Below are 14201 nucleotides of genomic sequence, written 5' to 3' on the forward strand. Positions count from 1 at the left end.
GGTGCCGAGGATGCTCACTGCTCCTCGCCGGCTTGCCTTGGCAAGGGCGTCATGCCGTCGCGATACCGAGCCACCTGCACCGCGGCCGGCAGGAGCACGGCCCAGCCCGCGGCCAAGGCGGCGAAGGCCGCCGCGGGAGGCGCGAAGCTTACCGCGCCGAGCGCCGCGCCCGCGCGAAACGACAGCGGCCCGGCGAGCGCGCCCAGCATCGCCGCGAGCCAGGGCCGGCCGCGCAGCCGGACGAAGACGACATTGAGCTGGATCGCGAAGATCGCCCAGAGCGCGACGATCCAGGCCGGCGCGCCCAGGGAGCCGGCCGGATGACCCGGATAGACGAGCCAGCCGGTTCCGGCCAGGACGCTGTCCCAGCACCAGCCGAGCAGGGTCACCGCGAGGATCGAGCTGGCTTCCACCGATGGCCGGGCGGCGCGTGACAGGTGCCAGCTCGCCATGCCGGCGGCGCAGAGCCAGCCGGGAACCGGATCGGCGTGCGCGCCCCCATGCACGGCCGCCAGCCAGGCTGCCTGGCCCACCACCCAATAGAGCGCGACGGGATGCGCGACGGGGCGAGGAGGCTTGCGCGACGCGGCCAGGATCGAAGTCGGGCGATGCTCTCGGCGGCGTGACAGCCGACAGGCGACGAAGTGACGGCGCAGGCATCGGGCCGCCCGACCGTCCGTATCAGTGCGCATCGACGAAGTCCGTGACGTCGTCGAGCACCGGGCCGACCGGGATCAGGCGCTTCAGGGCGATCAGGGGCGTGGCCAGGCTGCCCACCATCATTTCGTGCGTCAGCCTCGGGTAGCGGCGCACCTGGACCGCATCGCCGTGCGCGCGCAGGCGTGCAGCCATCCGCTCGGTGTTGCCCGGATCGACGATATCGTCGCGCATGCCCACGCCGAGCAGGATGGGAGGTTCACCGCCCCGGACGAAATCGATGGGCTGGCTCGCGGTGCGCTGCGAGGCCGGAAAAATGCGCTCCAGCGTGCTGTCCCGCAAGGGCAGGAAATCGTATGGGCCGGCCAGGCCGATCACGCCGGCCAGGGCATGCGACGGCAAGCCGGCGCGGGCCAGCCATGACCGATCGGTCGCCAGCAGCAGCGCGATCTGCGCGCCGGCCGAATGGCCTGCCAGAAACAGGCGATCCGGATCGGCGCCGTAGACCGCCGCGTGGTCCCTGGCCCAGCGCACGGCCGCGGCGGCATCCTCCACGAAGCCGGGAAACGTGACCTGGGGGAATACGCGATAGTCGGGAATGGCCACCACCATGCCGCGCGAGGACAGCGCTTCGCCGACGAAGCGGTAATCGGCGCGCAGGCCGCCTTGCCAACTGCCGCCGTAGAAGAACACGACCATCGGGCGCCGGGCCGTCGGGCTCGCGGTCGGCACGTATATGTCGATGCCCTGCCGCGGGTCGGCTCCGTAGGCGAGCTGGGAGAATCGGGTATGGCCGGTGCGCGGCACCATCGCGTTGAGCCAGGCCAGTGGGTGGAGGTATGCCCAGCCGAGGCCGGTTGCCAGGATGCCGGCACCGGCCAACAGGCGCAGGGACTGTTTTCTCATGCACGGTTCCGTCTTGACGAAAGTGGCCGGGAGCGCGTGATCGGGCGCGACATTGCCTTGAATACGGCCAGGCCGGCATCGCGGATGCATCCGGCGTGGAACCTCGGCCGTATTGTCCAGGCTTGCCCAGCCGTTTCGGCCAGGCGCAAACAGGAGCCGAACATGAAGATCCGGATGACGATCGCCGCAATCGCGATGGGGGCGGCGTGCATTACCGCAAGCCAGGCTGGACAGGGTGCAGGCAACGCGCACGGCGCGGCGACCGCCGGCATGACCTACCACGGGGACCCCGTGGCCGGCCCCACCAGCCCCTTGCCGCCGAAGTCGAAGATGGCGTATTCGACACAAGGCGCGGCGGGTCGCGCCGAACACGATCCGGCGGCATCCACGGCCGCCGCTACACCGAAGGGCCAGTAATGGCGGCCTCGGGGCGCGATCGGCGCGGGTCGACGCGCCTCGCGGCGATGCGCATGGCCGCGTGCCTGCTCGGCTGGACGGTTCTGCTGCCGGGCATGGCCGCCACCGCGTGCGCGCAGCCGATCACGCTCGCCGCGTACCTGGCGATACGCGGGCCGGCCGCGGACCTGGTGTTCCACTATGGCCCCGCACCCTCGCAGGTCGTCGAGTTGTTCAGGCCGGCCGGTCGCGGTCCGTTTCCCGTGGCGATCCTGATTCACGGCGGATGCTGGCAAAGCCGCTACGGCGGCCTGCCGCAATTCCGCGCGATCGGCGCCCGCCTGGCGGCGCAGGGCATCGCGGCCTGGAATGTCGAGTACCGGCGGCTCGACGAACCCGGGGGCGGCTATCCCGGCACGTATCAGGACGTGGGGACGGCCATCGATTGGCTGGCGTCGCGCGCGACCGCGCTTCGTCTCGATACGCGCCGCGTCGTGGCGGTCGGTCATTCGGCCGGCGCGCAACTGGCGCTGTGGGCCGCCGCGCGAGCACGGCTGCCGCGAGCCAGCGTGTTGTCCGTCGCGCATGCCCTGGCGATTCCCGATGTCGTGAGCCTCGGCGGCCTGCCGGACCTGGAACACGATGCGCAAGCCATCCGCCGGGCGTGCGGCGTGGATGTCGCCGCGTTGACGGGCTTGCCGGACGACAATCGCCCCGACGTTTTCCTGGACACCTCGGCCGCGTCCATGCTGCCGAATGGCACCTCGGTCATCGCCATCACGGGCGAGCTCGATGCGGTGGCGCCCCCCGAACTGGCGGCTCGATACGTCGATCGGGCGCGAGCCGCCGGCGACCCGGCCCGCGCCGTGGTGGTGCCCGGTGCCGGCCACCTGGACGAAGCCGTGCTCGATTCCCCGGTCTGGCCGATTCTCGAGGCCGCGATCCGCGAAGTCCTGCACCTGCCTGCGCGCTAGCGCCGAGCCAGGCACGCGCGGCCGCCGACTTGACCCCGCTTTTTTTTGCGACGGCTCCCCCATTCGAGGCGATGTTCCCTTATCCTGATAAGCTTTCGAAACCTTTACATCGTATGGAGGGCGGATGCCGCATGACGTCAGTCTGATCGCTTTGCTTGCAGCCGGTTTCGGCCTCGCGATGGTGTTCGGCTATCTCGCTTCGCTGCTGAAGATGCCGCCGCTGGTCGGTTACCTGCTGGCCGGCATCGTGATCGGCCCCGGCACGCCCGGTTTCGTCGCCGATCTCGCGCTCGCGCAGCAATTGGCCGAGATCGGGGTGATGCTGCTGATGTTCGGCGTCGGCCTGCATTTCTCGCTGGGCGACCTGCTCGCGGTGCGCAAGATCGCGCTGCCCGGGGCGATCGTGCAGATCGCGGTGGCCACCGTGCTGGGCGGCGGCCTGGCGCTGGCCTGGGGCTGGAACATCGGCGCGGCGCTGGTGTTCGGCCTGGCGCTGTCGGTGGCGAGCACGGTGGTGCTGCTGCGGGCGCTGGAAGGGCGCGGGCTGGTGGAATCGGTCAACGGGCGTATCGCGGTGGGCTGGCTGGTGGTCGAGGACCTGGTGATGGTGCTCGTGCTGGTGCTGCTGCCGCCGCTGGCGGCGTTGCTCGGCGGCTCGCCCGAGGGCCACGGCGCCGCGCCGGACGGCAACCTGTGGGGCACGCTCGGCATCACCTTCCTGAAGGTGTCCGCCTTCATCGCGCTGATGCTGGTGGTCGGCAAGCGGGTGTTCCCGCGCATCCTCTGGCTGGTGGCGCGCACCGGCTCGCGCGAGCTGTTCACGCTGTGCATGATCGCCGCCGCGGTGGGCGTGGCCTTCGGCGCGGCCAAGCTGTTCGACGTGTCGTTCGCGCTGGGCGCCTTCTTCGCCGGCATGATGATGCGCGAATCCGAGTTCAGCCGGCGCGCCGCCGACGAGACCCTGCCGCTGCGCGACGCCTTCTCGGTGCTGTTCTTCATCTCGGTGGGCATGCTGTTCGATCCGCGCATCCTGATCGAGCAGCCGCTGCACGTGCTGGAGGTCGCGCTGATCGTGGTGATCGGCAAGACGCTGGCGGCCGTGGCGCTGGTGCTGGCCTTCCGCTATCCGCTCAATACCGCGCTGACGGTCGGTGCCGGCCTCGCGCAGATCGGCGAGTTCTCCTTCATCCTGGCCGGGCTGGGCCGTTCGCTCGGGCTGCTGTCGGCCGAGGGGCAGAGCCTGATCCTGGCCGTCGCGCTGATCTCGATCGCCATGAACACCTTCCTGTTCGCCGCGATCGAGCCGGCCCTGGTGTGGATCCGCAAGCATTCGGCCTTTGCGCGCCGCCTCGAGTCGCGCGACGATCCGCTCGCCGCGCTGCCGATGTCGACGCCGCAGACGCATCTGACCGGGCAGGTCGTGATCGTCGGTTATGGCCGGGTCGGCACGCGCATCGCGGTGGCGCTCGACGAGCGCCGGATTCCCTACGTGGTGGTGGAGCAGAACCGCGAGACGGTCGAGAAGCTGCGCGAGAACGGCGTGGCCGCCGTGAGCGGCGACGCGATCGAGCCGATCGTGCTGGTGCAGGCGCATATCGCGCGGGCCGGCATGCTGGTGGTGACGCTGCCCGATACCTTCGACGTGCGGCAGATCGTGGAGATCTCGCGCACGCTCAATCCCGGTATCGAGATCGCGCTATGCACCAACAGCGGCGACGAGGCGGCGCTGCTGACCAGCGAGGGCGTTGGCACGGTGTTCATCAGCGAGACCGAGCTCGCGCGCGGGATGACCGAGCATGTGCTCGCCAGGATGGGGGCAACCCAGCCGGCGGCGGCATCGGCATCGGCATCGCATTGAACGCGGCGCGCCCCGGGCGCGTGCGCGGATGACGGGTAATGAGAGGGTGGGGGGTACTTGAGGCGCCGGCGGAATCGCGGCGCCATTTTTTTTGCGCCGGCGAGTCTGGCGGGCGCGGCGTCAGAGCAGCGGCTGGCTGCCTTGCAGCGCTTCGCCGCGGATCAGTTCCTTCCCGGTTTCGGCGGCATGCACCACGAGCTGCACGTAGCTGCCGGCCGGAGCGTAGAGCGCGAAGAATCGCGCGAGCAGCCGCGTGAAGACGACGAGGCTGGTGCCGCGCAATGCCGTCTCGTCGAGCGCGAGCCTGATCTCGATGCCGCGCACGAGCGATGCGCTTTGTCGGGCGAGCGACAGGCATCGCGAGGCGGGCTTGTGATCCAGGTTCGCGATCGCCTCGATGCAGCGCTGCGCGAAGGCATTCGAGCGGGAGGCGTGCAGCTTCAGGAGCGCCTTCAGCGCGGGCAGGCCGTCGCGAGTCAGGTCGATCGGATGCGGCGACAGGGCGGACAGCAGCTGCCATGGGGCGTCGTCTTCACGCGGCAAGGCAGATGGCGGCGTGGGGCGCGTGATCAGCCGGATCGGGCAGCCCTGCGGCTCGTCCTCGAGCCGCAGGTCTCCCGAGGCTTTGTCGATCGGGATTCGCGAGGGCAAGTCGTGATTGGTGGCGGTCGTCATCACGTCGACCTGCCGGAGCTTCGGATGCGCGGGATGGCCGTCGAGATCCACCAGCGACAGCATCGTTACCGGAAAGTCGGCTCGCCCGGGGGCGTGCGCGCGAAACGCGATCCAGTAGACGTGGGAGGGATCGGGTTCCCGGCCATGGCTGAATGCCTGGTAGGGCGCGGCCGGGGTGAGAACTCGCGGCGGGTCGTCCGCCGCTGCTGTTTTCGGCTTTGCGTTCTCGTTGATGGTGGGTTCGCCGAGATGGACGGTATCGATCGAGTACACGGCCAGCGGTGCGCGTTTTTCCAGCGGAACGGGCGTGACGGGATAGGCGAGATCTTGTTGCAGGGTGATCGGTATCGCCGGCCGCTTGAACAGGTTGACGAGCGGCGTGCAGAACAGCTCGAAGGTGTCGACGTCCAGCGAGGCGAGCGCTTGCGCGGCCGGCGACTCGGCGGGCGTTTCGCGCAGCACGACGTGCAAGCTCAGCAATCGCGCTTCGGGTGCCCTCGCGGCGCGGCTGACGTAGCCGAGGTCGAGATCGACGAAGTCGAACAGCTCGGGGAACGCGAAATATTCCAGCAGGTAGCGAAGTGCCTTGGCGCTGCCGGCATGCGTCTCGCCGGGCGGCAGCAGGCGCTCAGTGTCGCCGAATCCCACGCAGGAGAAGGGGACCTTCGATAGCGAGGTCCATTTGCGGCCTTGATCCACTTCGACATAGGCCTTGGTTGCGTGCAGCAACAAGGCATCGAGCGTCGCGGCAAGCAAGGGACGCTCGCCGCGGAGGTGGATGCGGACCGGATCGTGGAAGATGGGGCTGGCGAGCGGGCCGGCCGCCGAGCCGAAGGTGATCGAGACGATGCCGGTGGCCTTGGCTGGCAGGACCACGGACGTCGGCGCGTGGGTGGCAGGCGTGTATCTAGCGTCCCGGATTTGCAGTGGCGTGAGCGTGACATCGTAGATCGACCTGAATCTGACCGGCGCCTCGGACATGTTCAGCATCGCGCCATGCCTGACGATCCGCGGCTCGCTCAATTGTCCGACCATGGCACGCGGGTCGAAGCGGGCGATCGCGCAGGATGGCACCGAACGCAGGTGGTGTGGATGGACAAGGCTGAGGAGGGCCTCGGTGAATTCCGGGTAGTGGTCCGCCAGCTTCGAATCGAGACGAGCCGCAAGCAGTGAAAACTTCTGGATCAAGCGCTCAAGGTAGGGATCGTCGGTATGGCCGCCGTGAATGCCGAGGCGCGTCGCGATTTTCGGGTAACGGTTTGCGAAGTCCGTCAATGCCCGAGCGAACAGGGCCCGCTCGTGTTCGAAGTGCGGCAGCAGGTGATGGTCCATTCGGCTAGGCGAGCGAGGAGATCAGACGGGCACCGCATTCGGTCGGGTCGTTGTCGAACGCGACGGCGATGCCGTGATGCCGGCGAGTGCTGTTTTCCGGCAGGATCCGGAACTGGCCGTGGCAGATCGGACATTCGGTGAGATCGTTCGCCAGCGCGACGGGAAGGCCCAAGACGCGCAGGTCCCTGCGGGCGGTGATGACTTGGCCGCCGTGGGTGGTTCGGTCGTGCAGGCGGATGACGCCTCGTCCGTTTTCGTCTTTCATGGTCGACCTCGTGCGGCTCGGCGGGCTGCGGCGGCGGGGTTTTCGAGCCAGACCGCGGCGTTTTTTTGCTCGTCCATTTCGCCCTTCCAGTCCTTGACGGGGGCTTGGGGGTTGTCGGGGTATTCGCCGCGTTGTTGGGCGAGGATGGTGTCGCCCCAGCCGACGGGGGTGCCGGGGCGGGGTTCGGCATAAGGGTCGTCGGGGGCGATCTGCGAGATGCGTTCGATTGATTCGGGCCAGATGGGATCGCGGCAGGTCGCGTTGGCGAGCACGCGCATGACGGTGAAGACCAGGATGTGCGGCATCATCAGCAGCCGGACGATGGCTGGGGCGCGCAAGCCGAAGCTGTAGAGCGAGAACAGGAAGGCTTCGCGCAGTGTTTCTTGTTGGGTGTGGAACAACATGGGCTTGGGTAGATCGCCAGGGCCATCGTTCATGTAGGCGCACCAGTAGTTCCATTGGGCGAGAGCCATCCCGATTTGACCGTAGCCCGTCCACTCGCGGCCGATCGAGAACACGCGTGCGACGTTACCGTTTTCGTCGAGCGTGTAGTGTCGGATGTGGAAAATGGTGCCGAACGAGGTGTGTTCTCGGTGTAGGCAGAAGATTGATTCGGTGGACCAGGGAATTTCCCATGCAATGTCACCGTCGCCGTATTTGGCGAAATAGCGTCGAGAACGGATTGCGTAGAGTTTGCGAGTCTGGCGATGAAGTCGAACTGGTCGATGCCGCAGGCCGAAGAACAAGCCGCGCCCAAGTTTCCATACTATCGATCCGAATGCGATCATCGGCGCAATGGCTAGGCAGTTATATACCAGCGCCCAGAATTTGGGGGTTGGGTTCCCGTGCGTGAGGATGTATATGTATGGTCCGATTCCTATGAATATGAAGGAAAGTGCAACTCCTGTGATGAACCATTGTTTTTCCAGGAAGGATGGTTCGGTTATATCCATGTATGTGGAGTTGATTCGGAAGATCGTCCCGAAGTCTTGAATTTTCGAGCTTAATTGCTGATCGACTTTCAAACGATGAGCGGCGTCCCATTCAGGTATGGGCTTGCCGATGTATTGTTTCATCACGCGTTCATCCATGAGTTCAGCCTCCTATTGCGGAATTGAATGCTTTTATCTCGTTGTCCAATGAGCGGTAATGCTCTCCTTTGCTGAGCTTGCATCGTGATAGCCAGTCCTTGATGGCAGATGACTTATAGACTGCGATTGAGAGTGTGGATAATATCGATGCGACAAGGACGGGCCAGAAAAATGGGAGGTTGAAAAGCGGTGCGGCTGCAATATACGAGCCGAAAACTCCGCTTGCGGAGTAGAGGCTGGTTAATATGTGGTCTTCATTTCGGTACGACTCGGGTACGTTTGTCATGAGGTCTTGGCCGGCAAAGATGAGGCCGCCGAGGGTGCCCAATCCCCGTCCCAATCGAATTCCAGTTCCAGCCCACTCGCTGGCCCCCGCCCACTGCTTCATAATGAACGTCGATAGCGGATGAGCAGGCGCTTTTATAAGCGTTATCGAAGCCGTTTCGATAACCGTTCCAAGAATCGACACAACAGCGGCAGCAAGCTTCAATTCCGCCTCGTCGTGATTGAACTGATCACGCCCCTCCCATTCCTTGGTCGCGAAGCGCAGCGTCGCAAGCTGGAAGATCATCGTCACGATGCCGAGATTGAAATCCGTGGACGACCCCAGCCACCTCTTCGTCGCATCCGCCCCAGGCACCCTGATCGCCTTGATCGCGCCGGCCTCGAGTTTCCCGTTCTTCACCAACGTATCGACGTCCATCTCGTAGGCGACGATATTCATATCCGTCGCAGGCGCCGTTCTCAGAACCTGCTTGCCGATTTGCGTGGCGGCTGCCCTTTGGCTGGTCCGATCGCCATCGAGCTTCACCCCCAGCGTCTTGACCTGTTCCAGCGTCCAATCACGTATCGCGAGCTTGCTGGCTGCCGATCGCTTGATCCGAACACCCGCTTGCATCGCCAGGCGAATCGTGATGAAACCCACCGCGGAACTACGCGCCGCTTTCGTCAATACGTCCACGACCTGATTGGCCGTCGTGATCACGAGCCTGTCACGCAAGTTGTCGGCCTGGCTCAGGTCCTTGATCTGATCGAAGGCCAGTTTGTAGATATTCAGGAAGTTTTCGTACGGAATATCCGAGGCATGGACATGCGCGTCCGCCGCCTTCATCAACTGCTCATGATTGAACATCAAGGCCCGCGCATACAGATTCCTGATATCCGAAGCCTGGCCGTTCAACCAGTCGTCGAGCACCTTCTTGCAGGCTTCGGTACCTGCAGCGGCGCCGATCGCCTGCGCGCAGGATTCGCTGTAGGCATAACCGCTGCGCAAGTCCTTCACGTCATGGTTGCCTGCCATCCATTCGGCCAGCAGCAGCGATTTCAACCAATTGGCATGAGCCTGCACGAGGGCTTCCCATGTCGGCCTGAACGCATCGAGCGCTTGTTGATATTCCCGCGGGAAGCGCTTCAGGGCCTCTGAATCGAGCACGCTGACTCGCTTGCCGTCCGCGCCAACCCTGGTCGAAGCCTCCTCCCAAGCTTCGTTGGCCGCATCCTCCTGGGTTGTGGGAATATCGCTCGCTTTCTTCGTCTCGTCTTTCACGGCCTTATCGAGGCTTCCTGTCTTGATCCACCGGCGCAGCACGTGAAAAGCTCCCATTGCATCCGCCGATACGGGACGTCCGATCTTCGTGTTGACGGCGTTGGCCTCCGCGATCGCTTCTGACACGCCATACGTCAAGCCGGCCGTAGCTCGCGCATTGGCGCGAATGCCGGCTTCCGCGCGCTCCAGCAGCCGTGCCGAGATGGATTTCCAGTAGATCTGTTCGTCGAAGCCGTTATGCAGGCTGGGAACCGTCAATTCCGCGAGATCGTTGGTGATGCCGACCGGATCATTGACCGCGATCACGAAACCTTTCTTGTTCGGCGATTCCGCCATCGCGTCGCCGATACGTTTGGCCACCTGGCTGCGGCGCGCGAGCGTCTCGTACTTGACAGGCTGATTGCTGAAGGCGAAAGCCTCGGTCATCGCCTGGTCGTCCATCGCGAAATGCGCGATCTGCCGGTGCGACGCCTGGAACTCGCCCGTGTCATCCGCATTGCCGGCGAGCATGGCCGGGATATCGATGCATTGCATGTGCTGCATGCGCCACGCCTCGCTCTCGATCTTCTTGAAGACGAGCTCTCGTGTCCAACGCACGTTGGACCAGCCGATCCAGAGCTTGGTCGCTTCGTCGCTGCCCGGGGTATGCAGCACATCCACGCAGCGGCCATACGATTCATAAGCCGTGTCGCTCGCCGGGCAAGCCTGTTCAATGAAGCGCTCCGGAGCATCGCCGGCCGGCGGCGCGATGCCGGGAGGGAAACGCCAGAGCATGCCGTTTTCGATCACCATGTAGGCACGCAGGAGCTTGCGTTTCTCGTCGTAGGTGTAGAGATAGCCGGCGCGCAATGCGCGCAAGGTGTACTTGGCTGTGGAAACGGATTGCGGCGCGCGCTCGTCGATTCGGAAATGTCCGGCCAAGGCCGGCGCTTTGGAGGCGCCGCGCGGGCATGCGATCGCATAACGAACGGGGTAGATGAGAAGCGACTGTCGGTCGCACAGCGGGCAGCCGCTAAGCGTGGGCATGGAAATGGTCCTCGGGCGTGGTTTCGAAAGGCATGGCAGGGCTCAAGCGAGCTTGAAATCGTGTGGCAGGCGCTGAAGCGCGAACGTCACGAACTCGTGTGACGCGACGAGACCTTGATTCAACGCTTCTTGAAAGAGCTCATCCACGATGGCAGGCAAGCGGGCGGCCTGAGCGCTGCCCAGGCCGGCGAGCCGATAGCAGACTTCATCGGCCATTTCGCTGCGATCGATACGAGGCCACTGATCCGGCCGGGGCCAGCCGCCTGGGCTGTCGACGGATTCATGAACGAACTGGCCGGCCCCGACGCGCCAGCCATGGCCTGCCCATGGAAACGTCCACGATTTCACCGGCCCGAGTAGCGCCCGTCGTTGTGCCGTGTCGAGTATCGCGAGCGCCAGGCTGAACACACGCGGATCGTGGAAGCGCCAGAAAACGGATTGGCCGCCGATGCCCGGCCCGACGAGGTGATGCGCGATATGCCGGGCGATCACGTCGACAGACGCTTCGCTGTCGAGCCACGCGCAGATTGCGGGCGGCTGGTCGGCATGGAGCCGCCCAAGCAGGTAGCGACCCGCCAGCGTCCGGACCTCGTCGTTCAATGTGGCGAGATCCACCAGCTTCGGCATCCACTCTTCGCGGTGAGCCAGGATGCGTGGCGTGCAGGCATGTCCGTCGAGTGCGGCGATGTCCGGCGCATGGCCGCAGGTGCTGGGGTCGATCAACAGAAACCCGCGCGTGGGCCCGTTCGCGAGATCGCTTACCGGCTGCATGAGAGGAGGGTTCATATCCATGCTCCCATCAAGTCAGCACGATGGAGGACGAGCCTGCGCGACCTGCGTCAACGGCGAGATGCGCGCACAGGTCCTTGCCGGGAAACCGCGCCGGGATGTTTTGCCCGGCGGCCGTATCGTGGCTCCCTGCGTGGATCAGGTTCTCGCCGGCCGTATAACCGACAATCCCCTTCGCGCTGACTTCCAGCTGGCTACCTCCCGCCGTCAAGCGAATGCCCTGCTTCGCGGTGAGGGTGATCCAGTCCGTCGTGCTGACGATCGCGACCACCTTCCTGGCCAGCAACTCGAGATCGTCGTTCTGCGCCTCGATCCGTACCTGGCCGCTGGCGGCGACCAGCCTCATGCCCATGCGATGAACGAACATCGAGAACCTGTCCGAAACACTCGCCAGGAGCGATTTGCCGGCGGCAACGGCCATCGTGTCGCCGGCCGTTATCGCCACGTGCCGCCCCGCCGCGACATGAGCCGTCCCCGGCGTGGTGACGGCGATGCCGGCGGCGCCCGCCAGCAGCAACTGTGCGTCGTCCAGTTCGGGAAAGTCGCCGTTGCCGGGCGATCCCGCGCCACGAATGCCCTGCACCTGCGACTCGAGCGCATCGGCCACCTTCGCCTGATCGGCATCGCCGTCCTGCGCCTCGTGCTGCCTCGCGAGCCCGCCCAATCGACCCTGCAGCGTCCGCGCCTTCGTCAAGCGTGAAGCCGGCTCGCTGACGTCGGACAGATGCCCTTGCGCTTGCGGCCGCATCTCCGTGCTGATCAGCATGCCCTTGCCGCTGCGGATGGCGCCCACTTCGTCGGTGCGCAGCTCGAACCCTTCGCCGCGGGCGTCCTGCCGCCCATGCCAGTCCTCGATCCGCGTGAGCTTGCCGAGCGACAACTGGCTGGCGGCGTGGTCGGAGCGAAGCTGCGCCTGAAGCGCCTGGGCGGTATCGTCGAAAACCAGGTGATTGCTGCGGCCCATCGAGGCATTGCCGTCGGCGCCATCGAGTTCGCGGCTGCGAATACCCATCAGCGCCTGCTGTTCCGGCAGCTTCCAGGCGGGCGGATTGTGCGCATTCATCACGCGCCCGGTGACGATCGGGTGATCCGGGTTGCCGTCCAGCCATTGCACGATCACCTCGGAGCCGATGCGCGGCAGGGCCGCGAGCCCCTGGGCACCGCCCGCCCAGGCGCTGGCCACGCGCACCCAGGCCGTGTATTTGCCTTCGCGATCCCAATGAAAGCGGATCAGCACGCGCCCGTGCTCGTCCGTATGAATGCTGGTGCCGGATGGACCGACGACGGTGGCGGTCTGCGGCGCGAGGATCCGGGTATCGACGCTGTTGAAGCCGCGCCCCGGCCGCCACGGCGTGGTCTTGCTCACGCAGATGAATTCGTTGCGATATTCCGCGGGTTGGCCGGTGCCTTGCAGGTAGTTGTTGGTCGCGAGGTGTCGCACCGACACGATCAGGTATTCGTCGTCCTGACGATGGCGGCTCAGTGCCAGGCCATGGTGGTCGGTCAGCTGGAACCAGCGGCCCGGCATCACGAAGCGGTTGTTGCCGCTAGCCTCGACGCGCTGGATGGTCGCGCCGATTTCCTCGATCCGACGATTCACGAGCTGATAGCCGTGCTCCATGTTGCGATAGCCATGCGCGCCCGCGTATTCGTTCCATTCGAGGATGGGCAGGGCGGCATCCGTCTGCAGGCTGGTCCGGACGTGGGCGGGAATCGGGGATTTGAAGTCGAAGCGGGACAGTTCCGCGTGCGTGGAGGTGGTTTGCTGGCATGGCGACCAGCTCAGGATGCTGTCCGCTTCCTGCGCGCCCATGCCGCTGTGAAGGCGGATCTCGTGGGTATCGCCGTCGATCGGCGGCGCGGGGCTGCCCGGGTCGGCGACGATCAGCCTATGCCCGTTCTCGCGGTGCTCGTACCAGTAGCGCAACCCCGCCTGTTCCCAGCGCCGATGCACGTAGTTGTGATCGGGTTCGCCGAACTGGCAGGCCATCTTCACCGGCGGATCGTCCTCGCCGACATGCCAGGCCCAATCGGGCAGGGCGCCGTAATCGTGGAATACGGCTTCGGTTTGCGCCTGCAGGTTGCGGTCGAGAAACAGACGGTTGTGCCGGCCGTATCGCAGGTAGCGCAGCCACGGCCCGATCACCGCTTCGTAGCAGGCACAGGCGCCGTCGCTGCCGAGTTGCCGGAACGAAAAGACATAACCGTTGAAATAACGCTGGCTGCCGTCGCCGCGCAGCAGGCTGAGCGTGAGCTTCCTGCCGATGAAATCCCGGGCGGGCAGTGCGGCATGATCGGAAAGGATTTCGATCGTGAATTGAAAGTCGCGCGATAACGATTCCGTGCCGTCGATGCGATTCGCCAGCAAAAGCGGATAAGGCGCTTCGCCGTCGAATTCGAATCGCAACAGACGATTATGCTGGAAATCGAGCGCCAGTCTTGTCAGGTCGTGCTTGGAATTCGACATAAGGATAATGGCCAGTCCCTCGAGCCGGAGCTTCGATAAACGCTACGGCAGCGTCATGAGCTTGATGTGCGAGGAAATATAGCCATGGCGAGCAGGCAATGCCATGCGGCCGATCGTATCGATCGGATATCGAAATATCAGAAAATGCCCGGCTTTATCAGGAAGCGAGAATCGCCGATATATGAATAATCAGAATGCGGATTTTGATTGCGCGATCAA

General features: G+C 65.1%; 11 protein-coding genes. 3 read left to right on the top strand and 8 right to left on the bottom strand.

The features are described from left to right. Positions 1–14 precede the first annotated feature (14 nt). Positions 15–692 carry a DUF2878 domain-containing protein gene (locus F3J18_RS12770; protein ID WP_166913007.1) on the bottom strand — a complete coding sequence of 226 codons (678 nt, stop codon included), beginning with the start codon at positions 690–692 and terminating at the stop codon, positions 15–17. After that, on the bottom strand, positions 682–1563 hold the full coding sequence (locus F3J18_RS12775; protein ID WP_205195416.1) for an alpha/beta hydrolase: 882 nt from the start codon (positions 1561–1563) through the stop codon (positions 682–684). Before F3J18_RS12775 ends, F3J18_RS12770 begins: the two co-directional genes overlap by 11 nt. A 162-nt stretch (positions 1564–1725) precedes the next feature. On the opposite strand from F3J18_RS12775, the gene F3J18_RS12780 reads away from it, so the two are divergent. From F3J18_RS12780 to F3J18_RS12790, 3 genes are all read left to right on the top strand, one after another. Then, positions 1726–1980 (top strand): hypothetical protein, encoded by a 255-nt coding sequence (locus F3J18_RS12780; RefSeq protein ID WP_166913000.1) that lies wholly within the window; start codon positions 1726–1728, stop codon positions 1978–1980. Between the two features lie 53 nt (positions 1981–2033). Then, complete coding sequence (locus F3J18_RS12785; protein ID WP_240154653.1) at positions 2034–2933, top strand: alpha/beta hydrolase; 900 nt, start codon at positions 2034–2036, stop codon at positions 2931–2933. Positions 2934–3057: 124 nt separating this feature from the next. Next, entirely contained in the window at positions 3058–4791 is a 1734-nt protein-coding gene (locus F3J18_RS12790; RefSeq protein WP_166913009.1) for a cation:proton antiporter, read from the top strand. A gap of 120 nt (positions 4792–4911) precedes the next feature. On the opposite strand, the gene tssF is transcribed toward F3J18_RS12790, so the two are convergent. The 6 genes from tssF to F3J18_RS12820 are packed head-to-tail and all read right to left on the bottom strand — an operon-like array spanning position 4912 to position 13982. After that, on the bottom strand, positions 4912–6798 hold the full coding sequence (gene tssF, locus F3J18_RS12795) for a type VI secretion system baseplate subunit TssF (protein WP_166913010.1): 1887 nt from the start codon (positions 6796–6798) through the stop codon (positions 4912–4914). Between the two features lie 4 nt (positions 6799–6802). After that, on the bottom strand, positions 6803–7063 hold the full coding sequence (locus F3J18_RS12800) for a PAAR domain-containing protein (protein ID WP_166913011.1): 261 nt from the start codon (positions 7061–7063) through the stop codon (positions 6803–6805). Next, entirely contained in the window at positions 7060–8154 is a 1095-nt protein-coding gene (locus tag F3J18_RS12805; protein ID WP_166913012.1) for a DUF6708 domain-containing protein, read from the bottom strand. Before F3J18_RS12805 ends, F3J18_RS12800 begins: the two co-directional genes overlap by 4 nt. 4 nt (positions 8155–8158) lie before the next feature. Then, positions 8159–10726, bottom strand: coding sequence for a T6SS effector BTH_I2691 family protein (locus F3J18_RS12810; RefSeq protein ID WP_166913013.1), 2568 nt, complete (start codon positions 10724–10726; stop codon positions 8159–8161). A 42-nt stretch (positions 10727–10768) separates the two neighbouring features. After that, positions 10769–11512, bottom strand: a complete 744-nt coding sequence (locus tag F3J18_RS12815; protein ID WP_166913014.1) for a DUF4123 domain-containing protein — start codon at positions 11510–11512, stop codon at positions 10769–10771. Positions 11513–11525: 13 nt separating this feature from the next. Next, entirely contained in the window at positions 11526–13982 is a 2457-nt protein-coding gene (locus tag F3J18_RS12820) for a type VI secretion system Vgr family protein (protein WP_166913015.1), read from the bottom strand. Between the last annotated feature and the right edge of the window lie 219 nt (positions 13983–14201).

This window comes from Burkholderia sp. Ax-1720, assembly GCF_011753035.1.
Classification (GTDB): Bacteria; Pseudomonadota; Gammaproteobacteria; order Burkholderiales; family Burkholderiaceae; genus Burkholderia; species Burkholderia gladioli.

What these genes read in the sequence shown, in the direction of transcription:
- F3J18_RS12770 (WP_166913007.1), bottom strand. Translation starts at nt 692, where the DNA reads ATGCGCACTGATACGGACGGTCGGGCGGCCCGATGCCTGCGCCGTCAC.
- F3J18_RS12775 (WP_205195416.1), bottom strand. Translation starts at nt 1,563, where the DNA reads ATGAGAAAACAGTCCCTGCGCCTGTTGGCCGGTGCCGGCATCCTGGCA.
- F3J18_RS12780 (WP_166913000.1), top strand. Translation starts at nt 1,726, where the DNA reads ATGAAGATCCGGATGACGATCGCCGCAATCGCGATGGGGGCGGCGTGC.
- F3J18_RS12785 (WP_240154653.1), top strand. Translation starts at nt 2,034, where the DNA reads ATGGCCGCGTGCCTGCTCGGCTGGACGGTTCTGCTGCCGGGCATGGCC.
- F3J18_RS12790 (WP_166913009.1), top strand. Translation starts at nt 3,058, where the DNA reads ATGCCGCATGACGTCAGTCTGATCGCTTTGCTTGCAGCCGGTTTCGGC.
- tssF (WP_166913010.1), bottom strand. Translation starts at nt 6,798, where the DNA reads ATGGACCATCACCTGCTGCCGCACTTCGAACACGAGCGGGCCCTGTTC.
- F3J18_RS12800 (WP_166913011.1), bottom strand. Translation starts at nt 7,063, where the DNA reads ATGAAAGACGAAAACGGACGAGGCGTCATCCGCCTGCACGACCGAACC.
- F3J18_RS12805 (WP_166913012.1), bottom strand. Translation starts at nt 8,154, where the DNA reads ATGGATGAACGCGTGATGAAACAATACATCGGCAAGCCCATACCTGAA.
- F3J18_RS12810 (WP_166913013.1), bottom strand. Translation starts at nt 10,726, where the DNA reads ATGCCCACGCTTAGCGGCTGCCCGCTGTGCGACCGACAGTCGCTTCTC.
- F3J18_RS12815 (WP_166913014.1), bottom strand. Translation starts at nt 11,512, where the DNA reads ATGAACCCTCCTCTCATGCAGCCGGTAAGCGATCTCGCGAACGGGCCC.
- F3J18_RS12820 (WP_166913015.1), bottom strand. Translation starts at nt 13,982, where the DNA reads ATGTCGAATTCCAAGCACGACCTGACAAGACTGGCGCTCGATTTCCAG.